The organism is Cupriavidus basilensis, assembly GCF_000876015.1.
Lineage (GTDB): Bacteria > Pseudomonadota > Gammaproteobacteria > Burkholderiales > Burkholderiaceae > Cupriavidus > Cupriavidus basilensis_B.
Map to the genome: position 1 here is coordinate 223,926 of NZ_BBQM01000014.1, position 14,595 is coordinate 238,520.

A 14,595-nucleotide genomic window follows, 5' to 3' on the forward strand; every position below is an offset into this window, starting at 1 on the left:
GGTCGCCAGAACGGCGCGCGAGCGGGTCCGGGCGGAACATGCCGATAACACGCAGGACTTTATCCCGCCATTTCCGACATGATTTTGGGAAATTTCCCAATGTAGGAGGGGAAAATTCCCAATCACATTGCTGTGCTGTAGGAATCTCCCGAGATGCTCGCGCAGCGGCGCGGCATGTCGGCCAATCGCAATGCGAAGGCCCTGTTTGCAGCCTGTGCGCGCGGCAAGGGACGCTCCGCCAACGGCAGGCAGTTCGCGCATTCCGGCGCGGCGCGCGCCGCGCCGATGCCATTCGGAATGGCCTGCGCCGGAGCGGGGAGGGCGGGGCCGCGCGCCGGCCGCCCGTCAATGCATGCGCGGCGGGCGGGTGTGGCGAAGCGGGTGCGCGGCGGGCCGCAGGCGGGCGTTCACGCGCCGGCCCGGGATGTCGGCCGGATTCAGGCCGCCGGCGCGGCCGGAGAGGACAAGCGCATGGCGCGCCGGCCCAAAGGATAGCAAGGATGCGAGCGACGCATCACGGTGCGCGCGCGCCGGCAAGCGCCACGGCGCGCGGCGCGGCGGTGGTGTCCGCGTGGCCGGATGGCGGCACGGCCACGCGGCTCGCCAGCTCCACGAAGCTGGCCACGCTCGCCGTGCGCAGCGGATGGTAGGCGACCTGGTGGCGCTCGCACACGCGCTTGATCATGTTCATCGAATCGTGGTCGATGCAGTCCACCGGGAAGACCACCATGTCGGCGCGCGCCACCGTCGCGGCCAGCAGGCCCTTGCGGTCCTCGATGCCGCCGTCGTGCAGCACCAGGTGGCCGCCGGTCGATTCGACCAGCGCCTTGAGCGCGTTGTTGGAGCCGGGGCGGCCGCCCACGTACACGATGCGCTTGCCCTCCAGGTGGCGCAGCCCCGGATGGCGCCCGCGCGGCTCGCCGTCCTGGCCGCCGGCCGCGAGCACGGCCTGTTCCAGCGCGCGCGTCTCGGCGTGGCTGGCGGCCAGTTGCGCCAGCGCGTCGTCGCGCTGCGCGCGCAGCGCCTGCGCCGCTTCCTGCTCCCGCAGCGCATGCTGCTCCGCGGCCTCGCGGCGGCTCGCGTGCAGCGCGGCGGCCCGCTCGTGCTCGGCCAGCGCGTCGCGCAGCGCGCGCAGCTCCGCCTGCGCCGGCGTGCCCTCGGCGCCGGCGCGCGCGCTGGCGTGGGCGAGCCGCTCGCCCAGCGCCGCGAGCTCGCGCGCCTGCGCGTCATGCCGCGCGCTCATTTCCTGCAGGCGTTCCTGTTGCCGCTCGAGCTTGGCGCGCAGCGCGGCGTTGTCTTCCTCCAGCGCCATCAGCCGCCGGATGTCGGCGCGGTTGGCGGCGCCCACCAGGTGCGACAGCATGTGCACCTCGCCGAAGGCGGCCTGGCGCACCGGGCTGCTCGCTTCCGGATGGGTCATCACGGCCCAGTAGGCCGGCGGGATGTCGCCGCTGGCCACCGCTTCCTGCCAGAGCTTGAGCACGGCGTCGGCGTCGCGCGCCGCGTTGAAGTGGCGCAGGGCCTGCGCATAGCGCTCGTCGAGCGCTTTCTGCAGGGCCTTGCAGCCGTCGCCGCCCGCGCCGGCGAGCTTGACCGCCTCGTGGTGGATTTCCAGGTCGGTGGCGCGCTGCCGGTCCAGCGCCACGAAGCGCGGCACCAGCTTGCGCAGCTCGCCGGTGGTCATGCACGTGCCGATGATCGAGCAGTGCAGGTGCGAGTCCAGCTCGGCCAGGCGCGCGCGGCGCCGCGCGGGGCGTGCCTGCGGCGCCGCCGGCGCGCAGCAGGCCAGGGGCGCCGGCTGGTTGCCGAGCGCCGTCTCGATGCCGTTGGCGCGGGCCAGGCGAAACGGTGGAGCGTGCATGCGATACCTCGCGTGGAAAAGGGCAGGCCCGGCACCGCGCCGCGTGGCAGCCAGGCGCGGGGTCCCGCCGTCTCGGCGAAATATACCATTGAATATAACGGATGTGCGGAGCCGCGCCGGACCGGCGGAAGCCGCGCGCAAAGGCGGTAATATTTGCTGGCTGGGTGCCCGGCTCACCGCCGGCGCGCGCGCCGGCGTCCTTGCGGCCAGAGCGATGGCCGCCGAAACGACCAATCGATCAATCGACCAATCGAGGGGAAGATGAATATCAGCGCAAGAAACAAGCTCGACGGCAAGGTAAGCGCCATCCGCCAGGGCGCGGTCAACGACGAGATCGACCTGGAGATTGCCGGCGGCGTGCGCATCGTCGCCAGCATCACCGGCGAGAGCACCAGGCGGCTGGGGCTGGCCGTGGGCAAGGACGCCACCGCCCTGATCAAGGCCTCGTCGGTGATCGTCGGCGTGCCCGATCCGGGCACGCTGCTGTCGGCCCGCAACCAGCTCGTGGGCACGGTGTCGGGCATCAAGACCGGCGCCGTCAATTCGGAGGTCGCCATCGGCCTGCCGCAGGGCGGCGAGATCGTGGCCATCATCACCAACGAGAGCGTCGGCGGCCTCGGCCTGAAGCAGGGCGGCGCGGCCGTCGCCATCTTCAAGGCCTCCAGCGTGCTGCTGGCCGTGCGCGCCTGAGCCCGGCGCGGGCTCAGCGGGCGGGCGGCGCCGCGAACACCTCCAGGCTGACCAGCCTGGAGACGTGGCGGCCGGGCTTGCCGTCGCCCGGAATCACCAGCCGGGCAAAGCCGCCGGCGCCCAGCGGCGCGCCGTCCATCTCGTAGGCGATCAGGTCCGGCTGGTTGCCGAAGCCGGGCGCGATCTCGCCCAGCGCCACCAGCGCCTTGTAGCCGTCGCTGCCGGTGGCCACCACGTACATCGCCAGCATGCCGTTCTTCGCGGCGCCGGGCGCCAGGCCGGCCCGGGCATCGAGCAGGTCCCACAAGCTCGCGCCGGTATAGGTGTGGGCGCCGACCGTGCGCGTCACCGCCGGGAGTGCCTTGAGCGCGGCGAGGTCGAAGCTGCCGGGCTGCCTGACCGCCCCGCTCACCGCGATCCGGGTCGAGGGGGCGCCGTCCGCCGCGGCCACCGTGGAGCCGGACGCGCGCACTTCCAGCCGCCGCAGGCCGGCCACGTAGCGCCCGCCCTCGCCGTCGCCGGGCGCGGTCACGCGCAGCGGGCCGCCGGCGGCCAGCGGCGCCGCCGCGCCGTCCACGGCCTCGCCATAGGCCACCAGGCTGGCGCGGTTGCCGAAGTCCGGCTTCAGTTCCGCGAGGGAAAAGACCACCCGGTAGCCGTCCGCGCCGGTGGCCAGCACATAGCGCGCCAGCGCGTCGTTCCTGGCTGCCGGGTCCGCCTGGATGCCCATGCCGTCGAGCAGGTTCCACAGCGGCGTGCCCACGTAGGTATGGGTCTGCGTGCCGCGGCTGCTGGCGAAGCTGACGGTCTGGGTGACGGCGGGCAGCGCGTGGAGTCGGGGCAGCGTGAGCGTTGCCGGGCGGTCGAGCGCTCCGGCCACCTGCAACTGGCCATCGGCCGGGGCCGGTGGCGCCACCGCGCCGCCGGGGATGTTGGGGCCGCCGCATGCCGACAGCAGCAGCGGCACGAGGGCGGCGCACAACAATGCGGACAGCGGACCGTTCGGCTTGCGCATCTGGATTCCTCCCGTGGTTCCGCGGGCGCGCCGCGTGGCGGCGTTCCCGGCTGCCGGCGCGGCGCTCGCGGGGGCGCGGCCGGCGTTATGTCGACTCTAACATAGCGCCCGGCGCACATATCGGGACGGCGGCGGGCGCGTTCCGGGTGCGCATCGATACCGCCGCGGGGCCGCGCCGAGTTACCATCGCGTCATGGTCAAACTAGCCCGCTCCCGTACCACCGTCAGCCCGGACGCACCGCAGGCGCTCCTGCGCATGCGCATCATGCTCGGCGACACCATCGCCATCGGCCCCGGCAAGATCGCCCTGCTCGAAGCCATCCGCGCCTGCGGCTCCATCTCGGCCGCGGCCAAGCGCCTCGACATGTCCTACAAGCGGGCGTGGGACCTGCTCAACGAGATCAACCGCTCGCTGGCCCTGCCGGCGGTCGATTCCGAGCACGGCGGCTCGCAGGGCGGCGGCACGGTGCTCACGCCCGTCGGCGAGGAAGTGATCCGCCTCTACCGCGCCGCCGAGGCGCGCGCCGCCAAGGCCTGCGCGGGCGAGATCGACGGGCTGATCCGCCTGCTGGCCCGCCCCGGGCCCACGCCCTGAAACCGCCGCGGAAATGCCGGCCGCAGGCCGGCCGCGCACCCGGTTCCGCCTGGAAATAGTCCGCCCCCTTTGTGATGCGCATGAGACGCGCGTCATGGGAGTGTCATGCTCCGGCAGGAGGATGGCGCTTCATCTTTGCGCAAGGGGGAGCGGAACATGAGCAACACGATCGAAACGGCGCCCATCGCCGATGCGGGGCGCATGCGCCCCAACCTGGACCACCGGCCCGGCAAGCTCACCGGCCTGGCTTTCCTGCTGCTGGTCGCCGCGGGCGTGGCCTACACCGGCATGAGCCTGGTCCACGACCTGTCCTCGGCGGCGTCGATGCCGACCACGTGGCTGCCCTTCCTGCTGCTCGGCGTTGCCCTGCTGATCGCGCTGGGTTTCGAGTTCGTCAACGGCTTTCACGATACCGCCAACGCCGTGGCCACGGTGATCTACACCAACTCGCTGCCGCCGCAGTTCGCGGTGATGTGGTCGGGCGTGTTCAACTTCCTCGGCGTGCTGGTGTCGAGCGGCGCGGTGGCGTTCGGCGTGATCTCGCTGCTGCCGGTGGAGCTGATCCTGCAGGTGGGTTCCGCGGCCGGCTTCGCGATGGTGTTCGCGCTGCTGATCGCCGCCATCATCTGGAACCTCGGCACGTGGTGGCTCGGGCTGCCGGCGTCGTCGTCGCACACGCTGATCGGCTCGATCATCGGCGTGGGCGTGGCCAATGCGCTGATGCACGGGCGCGACGGCACCAGCGGCGTGGACTGGCCGCAGGCGATCAAGGTCGGCTACTCGCTGCTGCTCTCGCCGCTGGTCGGCTTCGGCTGCGCGGCCATCCTGCTGTTGCTGCTGCGCGCGCTGGTCCGGCGCCCCGAGCTGTATGCCGAGCCGGTCGCCAACAAGGCGCCGCCGCTGTGGATCCGCGGCCTGCTGGTGCTCACCTGCACCGGCGTGTCGTTCGCGCACGGCTCCAACGACGGGCAGAAGGGCATGGGCCTCATCATGCTGATCCTGGTCGGCACCGTGCCGCTGTCGTATGCGCTCAACCGCGCCATGCCGGTCGACGAGACGACCCGTTTCGCCGCCGTGGCCCAGGTCACCAGCGAAGCCCTGCGGCACAGTGTGCCCGCGCCGGCGGCGGCGCCGTCCGATCCGCGCGGCGTGTTGTCCACCTACCTGCGCACCCACGAGTTCAACGCCGGCGTGGTGCCGGCGCTGGCCGTCGTCGCCGGCGGGATCGGCGACCAGGTGCGCGCGCATGACAGCCTGGCGGGCGTGCCGGCCGCCGCGGTGGCCAACGTGCGCAACGAGATGTATCTCGCCTCCGAGGCCATCCGCCTGCTGGAGAAGGAAAGCACCGTCAAGTTCGATGCCACCACCAGGGAAAACCTGGCCGCGTTCAAGCAGGAGATCGACGCCGCGACCAAGTTCATCCCGCTATGGGTCAAGGTGGCCGTCGCCATCGCGCTCGGCCTCGGCACGATGGTTGGCTGGAAACGCATCGTCGTCACCGTGGGCGAGAAGATCGGCAAGACTCACCTGACCTACGCGCAGGGCGCGTCCGCCGAACTGGTGGCGATGGCCACCATCGGCGCGGCCGATGCCTTCGGCCTGCCGGTATCCACCACCCACGTGCTGTCGTCGGGCGTGGCCGGCACGATGGCGGCCAACCGCTCGGGCCTGCAGATGTCCACCATCCGCAACCTGATGATGGCCTGGGTGCTGACGCTGCCGGCGGCGATCCTGCTGTCGGGCTGCCTGTTCTGGCTGTTCTCGAAACTGTTCTGAACGGACAAGGGGCCGGGCACCGGTATTGTCCGGTGCCCGGCCCCTGCCCTCACCGCCGCCATGCGCGGCGGCGGCGCCCGTGGCGTGCCCGCGGGTGCCCGTGCGTCAGGTTCAGGCAGCCTGCTTGACCGCCGCCAGCGCGCGCCGGCCGACGGCCAGTTGCCGCGCGACTTCCGCCACGCGCGCGCCCAGGTGTTCGGCGGTGCGCAGGTCGGCCAGCGGCGGCACCACGTCCGCGCTCTCGTCCGCGTTCGACTGCGCCGCGGCGCCGAGGAAGAAGCCGTGGCGGTTCAGCGTGTCCTCGGTCGACTTGGAGTTGTTGTGGCCCGGGGGCAGGCCCAGGTTGACCCAGTGCATGCCGTGCTGCGCGGCGAAGATGGACAACTGCTGCAGCGTGGCCAGCTTGTCGCCCGAGCGCGAGGCCGAGTTGGTGAAGCCCGCCGACACCTTGTTGGCCCACTTGCCGCCCTTGGCGAAGACGTTGCGCGAGGTGGCGTCCATGAAGCCCTTGAACTGCGCCGACGCGCTGCCCATGTAGGTCGGGGCGCCGAAGATGATGCCGTCCACGTTTTCCAGCGTGTCCCAGTGCTGGTCGATGTCGTCGATGCTGATCAGCAGGCTTTCCACGCCGTCCACGCCGGCGGCGCCGCGGGCGACGGCCTGGGCTTGCCTGGCGGTGTGGCCGTAGCCGCTGTGGTAGACGATGGCGATCTTGGTGGCGATGGCGCTCATGGCGATGTCCTCGATGATTGCGAAATTTTGAACTGCGGGATCTGGCTTCGGCTGGCTGTGTTGCCCGCCGGTGAAAGCAAGTTTAGGCAGGTGGCGCGGGCGTGCGTGACGGAAATATCAACAAGTCATTGAGGTAATTTGAATGTGGCCGCCTGTGCGGCCTGGCGTACCCGTGCCGTCCCTCTATTTTTACCCGGGTAATATTGACGATCCAATTTTACCCGGGTAATATTGGCGCCATCATCCATCTTCCGCGGCAACGCCAGTCCGTCATGAGTGAGAACCAGCCAGTCCAGTACACCGCCTTCGAAGGCAGCCGGCGCATCGCCGCGGGCCCGCTCGCGCAAGTGGCGCGGCAGGTCAGGCAACGTTTCGCGGACCAGCCGGTCGCCGGCGTGCTGATCTTTTGCGACGACGACTGCCAGCAGGCGGAAGTCGATTTCCGCGGCAGCGCCGCCGAGGTGGCCGCGCGCATCGCCGCCGCGGAGCAGGCCGCGTCCGCTGTCGCCACCACCGTTACTGCCGTCGCGCCGGCGGACGAAGCCGGCGCGCCGCGCGGCCCCGGCCGTCCCCGGCTGGGCGTGGTGGCGCGCGAGGTCACGCTGCTGCCGCGCCATTGGGAATGGCTCGGCGCGCAGCCGGGCGGCGCTTCGGTGGTGCTGCGCAAGCTGGTGGACGAGGCGCGCCGCGCCGGCGCGGGCAAGGACCGCATCCGCCACGCCCAGGAGGCCGGCTATCGCTTCATGGCCGCGGCCGCCGGCGGCGAGGCCAATTTCGAGGAAGTGGCGCGCGCCCTGTTCGCGGGAGACCGCGCGCGCTTCGACCAGATGCTCGCGCCGTGGCCGGCCGACCTGCGCGGCTATCTCGCGCAGCGTGCCGAGGCCGCCTTCGCCGGGGAGTGAGGCTGCCGCGGCCGGCCGCGCCCTTGTCCAATCCGCATGGCCGCTGCAGAATACGGCCACAACGAAAAACGCAGAACCAGACCAGACGGGCGGGTATCGGGACATGGGTATCAAAGGGGTATTGCTGGCGGCCGGCACGGCTGCATGGCTGGTGTCGGGCTGCGCCTCGGGGCCGTCTTTCCAGGACGTGCAACAGGCCATGCCGCCCCTGCGCGCGGGCGAAGGCCGGATCTTCTTCCTGCGCTCCGCGTCGATGATGGGCGCCGCCATCCAGCCGGAGTTGCGCATCGACGAAGAGGTCGTGGGGCGCAGCCGTCCCGGCGGCTTCTTCTTCGTCGACCGCAAGCCCGGCAGCTTCGTCGCTTCGGCCACGACCGAGGTCGAAACCACATTGTCTTTCCGGCTGGCCGCGGGCGAGACCAAATATCTGCGCACCTCGATCGACTTTGGCCTGTTCGCCGGCCACGTGGTGCTGCGGGAAGAATATCCCGACGGCGCGCGCGCGGAACTGGCCAGCCTGGCTTACACGGGCGATCTGCCTGTGTCGATGTCAGCCACCGGCTCCGCGCCGGCCGGCACGGCCGGGGCCGGCGTTGCCGCTGCGGTTCCCGCTGCGCCTGTTCCGGTGCCTGTCTCTGTGCCTGTCTCGGTGCCTATTCCGGCGCCTGTCCGCGCGCCTGTCCCGGCGCCGGTTGCCGCCGCTGTCGTTCCCGCGCGCTCGGCGCCCTCCGCGCCGGCGGACGCCGGCACGGTGCGCATGGACGACCTGCGCTACCTGATGCCGGCCCGATGAGGCGGCGCTTTGCTTCTCCCATCCAGGGACCACGGTTTTCTCTTTCCCCGCCCATGACCATCACGACCCGCACCCCGCGCCGCGCCGCGCTGTCCCTCGCGCCCGCGGCGCTCCTGCTTGCCGCCGCCAGCGCCCACGCGCTCGACAGCGCGCAACTGCTCGTCAGGCTCGCCCCCAGCGTCTACGGGGTGCGCACCACGGGCCAGAACAACGCGCCGCTGTCCTCGGGCTCGGCCGTGGTGATCGGGGCCGGGCAGCTCGTCACGTCCTGCCACGTGCTGGCCGGCGCGCGCGGCATCGCCGTGCGCCGCGACAACGTGAGCTATGACGCCACGCTGGAAGCGCCCGACGTCGAGCGCGATCTGTGCCTGCTGCGCGTGGCCAATTTCAGCGCGCCGGCGGTGGCCGTCTCCACGGCGGCGGCGCCGTCCTTCGGCCAGAAGGTGGTGGCGGCCGCGAGCCCGGACGCCGCGGGCGTCGCGCTGCAGGAAGGCAGCGTGGCGGGCCTGCATGCCGGCGCGGACGGCAAGCTGGACCGCATCGAGGTCACGGCGCAGATGCCGGCCTCGTCCGGCGGCGGCGTGTTCGACGACAGCGGCCGGCTGGTGGGCGTGATCGCGGGGCGCGCCGATGCGGGCGACAAGCTGCTCAAGGCCGTGCCCGCGGGCTGGATCGCGGCGGCCAGGGAGCGCGGCGTGGCGGCGATGGCCAGCTACCGGCAGTCGCCTCCGCCCGCCGCTCCCGCCGCTTCGCCGGGACCGGCGGCGGCAGCGGCGGTCGACGAAGCGGGCGCCGTCGTGGCCGGCAAGCAGTCGCCGGCGGTGGGCGAGGTCTGGCGCTACGACCTGCTCGACAAGCTCACCCGCAAGCGGCGCGAGGTGGTCTACCGCGTCGACAGGATCGACGGCGAGCGCGTGACCTTCAACCAGGGCGCGCGCATCGAGAGCCGCGATGGCCGCCTGGAGCGGCTCGTCACGCCCAGCGGCGGCGAGTTCGATGCCGCCTCGCCGCCGCACGGCTGGGTGCCCGACAACGTCAAGCCGGGCCAGCGCTGGAAGTACAGCTACAAGCAGCCCGGCTCCGAGCTGAGCACCGAACTCAGCGGCGAGGCCACCGGCGAGTCCACCATCACCGTGCCGGCGGGCAGCTTTCGCGTGCTGCGCATCAGCTACAAGGGTTATGTGATGCGGCCCTTCTACGGCTTTTCCTCCGGCGGCGCGCAGAGTTCCGTGCTCTACACGGCGGTGGCGTGGTACGCGCCCGAGCTGCGGCGCGTGGTGCGCTTCGATGCCACCTATGCCACGCGCTGGGAAAAGACGGACGAAAGCTTGATGCTGGTGGAGCATCGCTTCGATTAGGCGGCGCCGGCGCCACCCCGCTGCGCCGCGGTGCGTTTTTGGTAGGATGCAGGCCTTTCCATTGACGGCTGGACGGCCGCGCGCCGGGCCGCGCCGCCGTCCGCCGCTCGCTTCATGAATCTGGAACAGATCAAGACCTTCGCCGCCGGCCGCCTTGCCTTCCTCTCCCGCCTGCGGCGCCCCACGCGCCGCGGCGTGCTCAGGGCGGTGGCCGCCGTGCCGCTGCTGTTCCTGCTGTACGTGGTGGTGCTGGTGCCGTTCACCCCGGGCATCCGCGACATCCGCAAGGCCAAGTCCGACCAGCCCGCGCAGGTGCTCTCGGCCGACGGCAAGGAACTGGCCGTGTACAAGTGGGCCAACCGCGAATGGGTCCGGCTGGCGGACATCTCGCCCAACGTCACCGCCGCGCTGATCGCCACCGAGGACCACCGCTTCTACCAGCACTTCGGGCTGGACTGGCGCCGGCTCGGCTCGGCCGCGCTGCGCACCTTCTCGGGCGACCGCCAGGGCGGCTCCACCATCACGCAGCAGCTCGCGCGCAATCTCTACCCCGACGAGATCGGCCGCGCGCCCACGCTCACGCGCAAGCTCAAGGAAGCGATCACCGCGCTGAAGATCGAGGCGCTCTACACCAAGGACGAGATCCTCGAGACCTATCTCAACACGGTGCCGTTCCTCTACAACGCCTACGGCATCGAGATGGCGGCGCGCACGTATTTCGACAAGTCCGCCGACCAGCTCGACGTGCTGGAAAGCGCCACGCTGATCGGCATGCTCAAGGGCAACAGCTACTACAACCCGGTCATCAACCCGGAGCGCGCGCTGCAGCGGCGCAACCTCGTGCTGGCGCAGATGGTCAAGTACGAGAAGCTGGCGCCGGCCCGGTTCGAGCAACTGAAGAAGCGGCCGCTGCGCATCGATTTCGAGCGCCAGACCGAGCCGCCCGGCCCGGCGCCGCACTTCGCGCAGCAGCTGCGCAAGTGGCTGATCAACTGGGCCGACCGCAACGACTACAACATCTACACCGACGGGCTGGTGGTGCGCACCACCATCGATTCGCGCCTGCAGGCGCTGGCCACGCAGGCCGTGGCGCGCCAGGGCAACCAGCTCCAGGGCATCGCCGACTCGGCGTGGTCGCAGCGTTCGGGCTGGTCGGCCGGCAGCGACCTGGTGCGGGCCTTCGTGCGCGAGACGCCGGAGTTCCGCGCCGCGCGCGAGGCCGGGCAGGCGCCCGAGGACGCCCTCAGGACGCTGCTGGCGGACCGCGCCTTCATGCAGGCGCTGCGCCAGTCCAAGACGCGCATCCAGGCCGGTTTCCTCGCGCTCGACCCGCGCAATGGCGAGATCAAGGCCTGGGTCGGCAGCCGCGATTTCACCCAGGACGCCTTCGACCACGTGCAGCAGGCCCAGCGCCAGCCCGGCTCCACCTTCAAGCCCTTCGTCTACGGCGCGGCCTTCGAGCAGGGCGCCAGCCCCGACGACACCTTCATCGACCAGCCCGTGGAAATCCCGCTGGCCGGCGGCGAAGTGTGGCGGCCCTCGGACGACGGCCCGCCCAGCGGGCGCGCCATGAGCCTGCGCGACGGCCTGGTGTATTCCAAGAACACCATCACCGCGCAACTGATGCAGACCGTCGGGCCCGACAAGGTGGCCCGGCTGGCGCGGGTCATGGGCGTGCGGCAAAGCAAGCTCGAGATCGTGCCGTCGCTGGCGCTCGGCACCAGCCCGGTCACGCTCAAGGAAATGGTCACGGCCTACGGCACCATCGCCAACCAGGGCGCCTACCTGGAGCCGGTGATGGTCACGCGCATCGAAGACCGCAACGGCGAGGTGCTGGAGACCTTCCGCCACGCCTCGCCCGAACGGGCGCTGCCGGTGGCCACCGCGCAGACGCTGCTCGACGTCATGCGCGGCGTGGTGGACCGCGGCACCGGCAGCAGCATCCGCAGCCGCTTCGGCATCCGCGCCGACGTCGCCGGCAAGACCGGCACCACGCAGGACAACGCCGACGGCTGGTTCATCCTGATGCACCCGCAACTGGTGGCCGGCGCCTGGGTCGGCTTCAACGACAGCCGCATCACGCTGCGCAGCGACTACTGGGGCCAGGGCGCGCACAGCGCGCTGCCGATGGTGGGCGACGTCTTCCAGCGCGCGCTGCGCACGCGGCTGATCGACGCCAATGTCCGCTTCGCCGAGCAGGAAGACAGCGGCTTCTGGGACACCATCGCCGGCACCGTGCGCGGCTGGTACCAGCGCCTGTTCGGCAGCGCGCCGAAGCCGGAGGCGCCGCCGCCGCAGCCCCGGCGCGCGCCGCGGCCCGCCGCCACCGAAAGCAGCGCGCCGGCCGCCAGCGAGGCCAGCGCGGTTGCTCCGGCGCCGCCCGCCAGCGACAGCGGCGCGCCGTACCCTGGTGATGCCCCGGCATCGGCCGCGGTGCCCGCGCCGGCCGGCGCATCGCCGCAGGCGGGCGCGCCAGCCTCGGGTTTGCCGCCCGCCGTGCCCGCGCCGGCGCAGAATGACGGCGGCGTCAGCGAGGGCGGCGCGGCGCAGGCGCAGTAGCGGCCGGCGTCTGTGACCCCGGGATCAATCGGACGATCCGCTCTGGAGCAGAGTGCGGGGGCACGACAAGAAGCCCTGCGGGCTTTGCGTGGGTGCTACTTCATGCGCTCCCGGAGCTTGCACACGTCATCGTCGTTGCGCTTGCCGATGACCATCACGTCAGCGAGTGCTTAGCCGGCTACCGCGCAGATGATGCGGTACTCGCCGACATCCCGCGGCGGCACCCGCCATGCGGTCAGCCCGGCTGGGCGCAGAAGCGCAGGATGGCGGCGGCCACGGCCTCGGGCGCCTCGCGCTGCGGGAAGTGGCCCACGCCGTCGAGCACCTGGCGCGCGTAGCGCCCGGAGAAAAAGCCTTCCTTGCCCTCGGAACTGGCCGGCTGGTTGCACGTGTCGCGCCCGCCGTGCAGGACCAGCGTGGGCGCGGCCAGCACCGGCGCCGGGCACAGCGCGCGCTCGTCGGCGGCGTAGGCGGGATCGCCTTCGGCGAAGCCCCAGCGGTGCCGGTACGAATGCAGCACCACGGCGGCCCAGTCGGGGTTGTCGAAGGCCGCGGCGGCTTCGTCGAAATCCTGTTCCGCGTACCAGCCCAGCGGCGACCACGTGTCCCACATCTGGCGCGCGAAGGCGCGCCGGTCTTGCGCCACGGTGCGCTCGCCGCGCGGCGTGGCCATGTACCAGTGATACCAGTAGTTGCGCGCCTGCTGCAGCGGGATGGCCTGGCGCGGGTCGTTGGTGCCGTAGCCGACCGACAGCATCACCAGGTGCGAGCCGGCGCGCGGCCGCAGCCCGAAGGCGTTGGCGGCGGCGCGCGCGCCCCAGTCGTGGCCGACCAGCAGCGGGTCGCGCAGCGCCAGCGCGTCGAGGAAGGCGAGCAGGTCGCGCCCGAGCGCCGCGAGCTGGCCGCTGCGCATGGTGGCGCCGTCGCGGAACCGCGTCGGGCCGAAGCCGCGCAGCGCCGGGCAGAGCACGCGGAAGCCGGCCCCGGCCAGTGGCGCGGCCACGCCGCGCCAGCTTTCCGGGCTGTCCGGCCAGCCGTGCACGAGCACCGCGGTGCGCGCGCCGCGCGGGTTCCATTCCAGGTAGCCGATGTCCAGCACGCTGGTACTGGCAAAGTGGTATGCCGTCATCGCGCGGCGCTCCTCGTGGGTAACAGGTTGAGTGGGGGACCGGCCTGGTCAGCTTGAAACGATAGCACCCGCGCGATTTCCGATTCGTGATGAATTGGCTATGATTGTGAAGATTACGAAATCAATCTGGAGGGCATGACATGGATGCGATGCCGGCCTCGGCGGCCACGCTCGACATCGGCCTGCTGCGCACGTTCCTCGCCGTGGTGGATTGCGGCGGCTTCGCGCTGGCGGCCGAGTCGCTCAGCCTGACGCCGTCGGCCATCAGCGGCCATGTCAAGCGGCTGGAGCAGGGTGCCGGCGCGGTGCTGCTGGAGCGCACCACGCGCAGTTTCACGCTGACGCCGGACGGCGAGCTGCTGTATGCGTATGCGCGCAACATCGTCGCGCTGGAGCGCGAGCTGCGCGCGCGGCTGCGCGGCGCGCCCGTGCGCGGGCGCCTGCGCGTCGGCAGCTCGGAGGACTTCGCCGGCACCTGGCTGCCGCGCATGCTGCAGGCGTTCCGGCGCTGGCATCCGGACGTGTCGGTCGAGCTGAAGGTCGGCGCTTCGGCGGACCTGCTGCGCCAGCAGGAGCGCGGGCGCTTCGACATCGTGTTCGGCAAGCAGTGCTCCCGCGCGACGGGCGGCGAGCTGCTGTGGGAGGAGGAACTGGTGTGGGTCCACGCCGCCGACGCGCCGTTCGATCCCGAGGCCGAGGTCCAGCTGGCGGCGTTTCCCGAGCCGTGCGTGTACCGGGAGTCGGCGGTGGCGGCGCTGGCGCGCGTCGGGCGGCCCTGGCGGCTGGTGTTCGAGAGCAGCAGCATGGCCGGCTGCCTGTCCGCGGCGCGCGCCGGCTTCGCGGTCACGCCGGTGGCGCGCAGCCAGGTGCGCGAGGGCCTGCGCGTGCTGGATGGCCGCGACCGCATGCCGGCCCTGCCCAAGGCGCGCTTCTACGCCTTCGTGCGTGAAGGGGCGCCGGCCGCCCAGGTGCTGACGGACGCGGTGCGCGAAGCCGGCCGCCAGCACCGCTTCGGCGAGACCCGGGCCTGGTGAGCGGCGCCGGGCCGGCGGCGGCCGCACTCCGCGGGGCGTTGCTTCGGGGTCATGCCCCCGGCACGCACTATTGTGGTGCTCGCCTCTCCCGGGCGCCCGTCCGGCCTTCCGCCGGCGGGGCGATTGTGCCGATGCGGGTCACATCGCTTAC

13 protein-coding genes are annotated in these 14,595 nt (G+C 71.8%); 9 read left to right on the forward strand and 4 right to left on the reverse strand.

Annotated elements, in window-relative coordinates:
- The first annotated feature begins 153 nt into the window (after nucleotides 1-153).
- Nucleotides 154-495, forward strand: a complete 342-nt coding sequence (locus KF708C_RS35640; protein ID WP_156173817.1) for a hypothetical protein — start codon at nucleotides 154-156, stop codon at nucleotides 493-495.
- A 19-nt stretch (nucleotides 496-514) separates the two neighbouring features.
- On the opposite strand, the gene KF708C_RS13620 is transcribed toward KF708C_RS35640, so the two are convergent.
- Nucleotides 515-1,861, reverse strand: a complete 1,347-nt coding sequence (locus KF708C_RS13620) for a DUF2325 domain-containing protein (protein ID WP_059412204.1) — start codon at nucleotides 1,859-1,861, stop codon at nucleotides 515-517.
- Nucleotides 1,862-2,122: 261 nt separating this feature from the next.
- Between KF708C_RS13620 and KF708C_RS13625 the strand changes: the two genes are divergently transcribed.
- Nucleotides 2,123-2,551, forward strand: a complete 429-nt coding sequence (locus KF708C_RS13625) for a TOBE domain-containing protein (RefSeq protein WP_020202783.1) — start codon at nucleotides 2,123-2,125, stop codon at nucleotides 2,549-2,551.
- A gap of 13 nt (nucleotides 2,552-2,564) precedes the next feature.
- Here KF708C_RS13625 and KF708C_RS34530 read toward each other — a convergent pair whose 3' ends face one another.
- Nucleotides 2,565-3,566: a molybdopterin-dependent oxidoreductase gene (locus KF708C_RS34530; protein ID WP_059412213.1), complete on the reverse strand. Its 1,002-nt coding sequence runs from the start codon at nucleotides 3,564-3,566 to the stop codon at nucleotides 2,565-2,567.
- A 193-nt stretch (nucleotides 3,567-3,759) separates the two neighbouring features.
- Here KF708C_RS34530 and KF708C_RS13635 point away from each other — a divergent pair, with 193 nt between their 5' ends.
- Nucleotides 3,760-4,161 carry a winged helix-turn-helix domain-containing protein gene (locus tag KF708C_RS13635; protein WP_231586475.1) on the forward strand — a complete coding sequence of 134 codons (402 nt, stop codon included), beginning with the start codon at nucleotides 3,760-3,762 and terminating at the stop codon, nucleotides 4,159-4,161.
- A 156-nt stretch (nucleotides 4,162-4,317) separates the two neighbouring features.
- Nucleotides 4,318-5,937 carry an inorganic phosphate transporter gene (locus tag KF708C_RS13640; RefSeq protein WP_059412216.1) on the forward strand — a complete coding sequence of 540 codons (1,620 nt, stop codon included), beginning with the start codon at nucleotides 4,318-4,320 and terminating at the stop codon, nucleotides 5,935-5,937.
- A 111-nt stretch (nucleotides 5,938-6,048) separates the two neighbouring features.
- Here the strand turns inward: KF708C_RS13640 and KF708C_RS13645 are convergent, their stop codons facing one another.
- A complete protein-coding gene (locus tag KF708C_RS13645; protein WP_020202787.1) occupies nucleotides 6,049-6,669 on the reverse strand; it encodes a flavodoxin family protein in 621 nt (206 codons plus the stop codon).
- A 272-nt stretch (nucleotides 6,670-6,941) separates the two neighbouring features.
- Between KF708C_RS13645 and KF708C_RS13650 the strand changes: the two genes are divergently transcribed.
- From KF708C_RS13650 to KF708C_RS13665, 4 genes are all read left to right on the forward strand, one after another.
- On the forward strand, nucleotides 6,942-7,571 hold the full coding sequence (locus KF708C_RS13650) for a DUF2239 family protein (RefSeq protein ID WP_059412218.1): 630 nt from the start codon (nucleotides 6,942-6,944) through the stop codon (nucleotides 7,569-7,571).
- A 103-nt stretch (nucleotides 7,572-7,674) separates the two neighbouring features.
- Nucleotides 7,675-8,364 (forward strand): DUF2846 domain-containing protein, encoded by a 690-nt coding sequence (locus KF708C_RS36405; protein ID WP_196812867.1) that lies wholly within the window; start codon nucleotides 7,675-7,677, stop codon nucleotides 8,362-8,364.
- A 53-nt stretch (nucleotides 8,365-8,417) separates the two neighbouring features.
- Entirely contained in the window at nucleotides 8,418-9,722 is a 1,305-nt protein-coding gene (locus KF708C_RS13660) for a S1 family peptidase (RefSeq protein ID WP_020202790.1), read from the forward strand.
- Between the two features lie 114 nt (nucleotides 9,723-9,836).
- Nucleotides 9,837-12,281, forward strand: a complete 2,445-nt coding sequence (locus KF708C_RS13665; protein WP_059412220.1) for a penicillin-binding protein 1A — start codon at nucleotides 9,837-9,839, stop codon at nucleotides 12,279-12,281.
- A 235-nt stretch (nucleotides 12,282-12,516) separates the two neighbouring features.
- Here the strand turns inward: KF708C_RS13665 and KF708C_RS13670 are convergent, their stop codons facing one another.
- Nucleotides 12,517-13,410, reverse strand: coding sequence for an alpha/beta fold hydrolase (locus KF708C_RS13670; protein ID WP_059412222.1), 894 nt, complete (start codon nucleotides 13,408-13,410; stop codon nucleotides 12,517-12,519).
- A gap of 140 nt (nucleotides 13,411-13,550) precedes the next feature.
- On the opposite strand from KF708C_RS13670, the gene KF708C_RS13675 reads away from it, so the two are divergent.
- Entirely contained in the window at nucleotides 13,551-14,444 is an 894-nt protein-coding gene (locus KF708C_RS13675) for a LysR family transcriptional regulator (RefSeq protein ID WP_020202795.1), read from the forward strand.
- The last annotated feature ends 151 nt before the right edge of the window (nucleotides 14,445-14,595 follow it).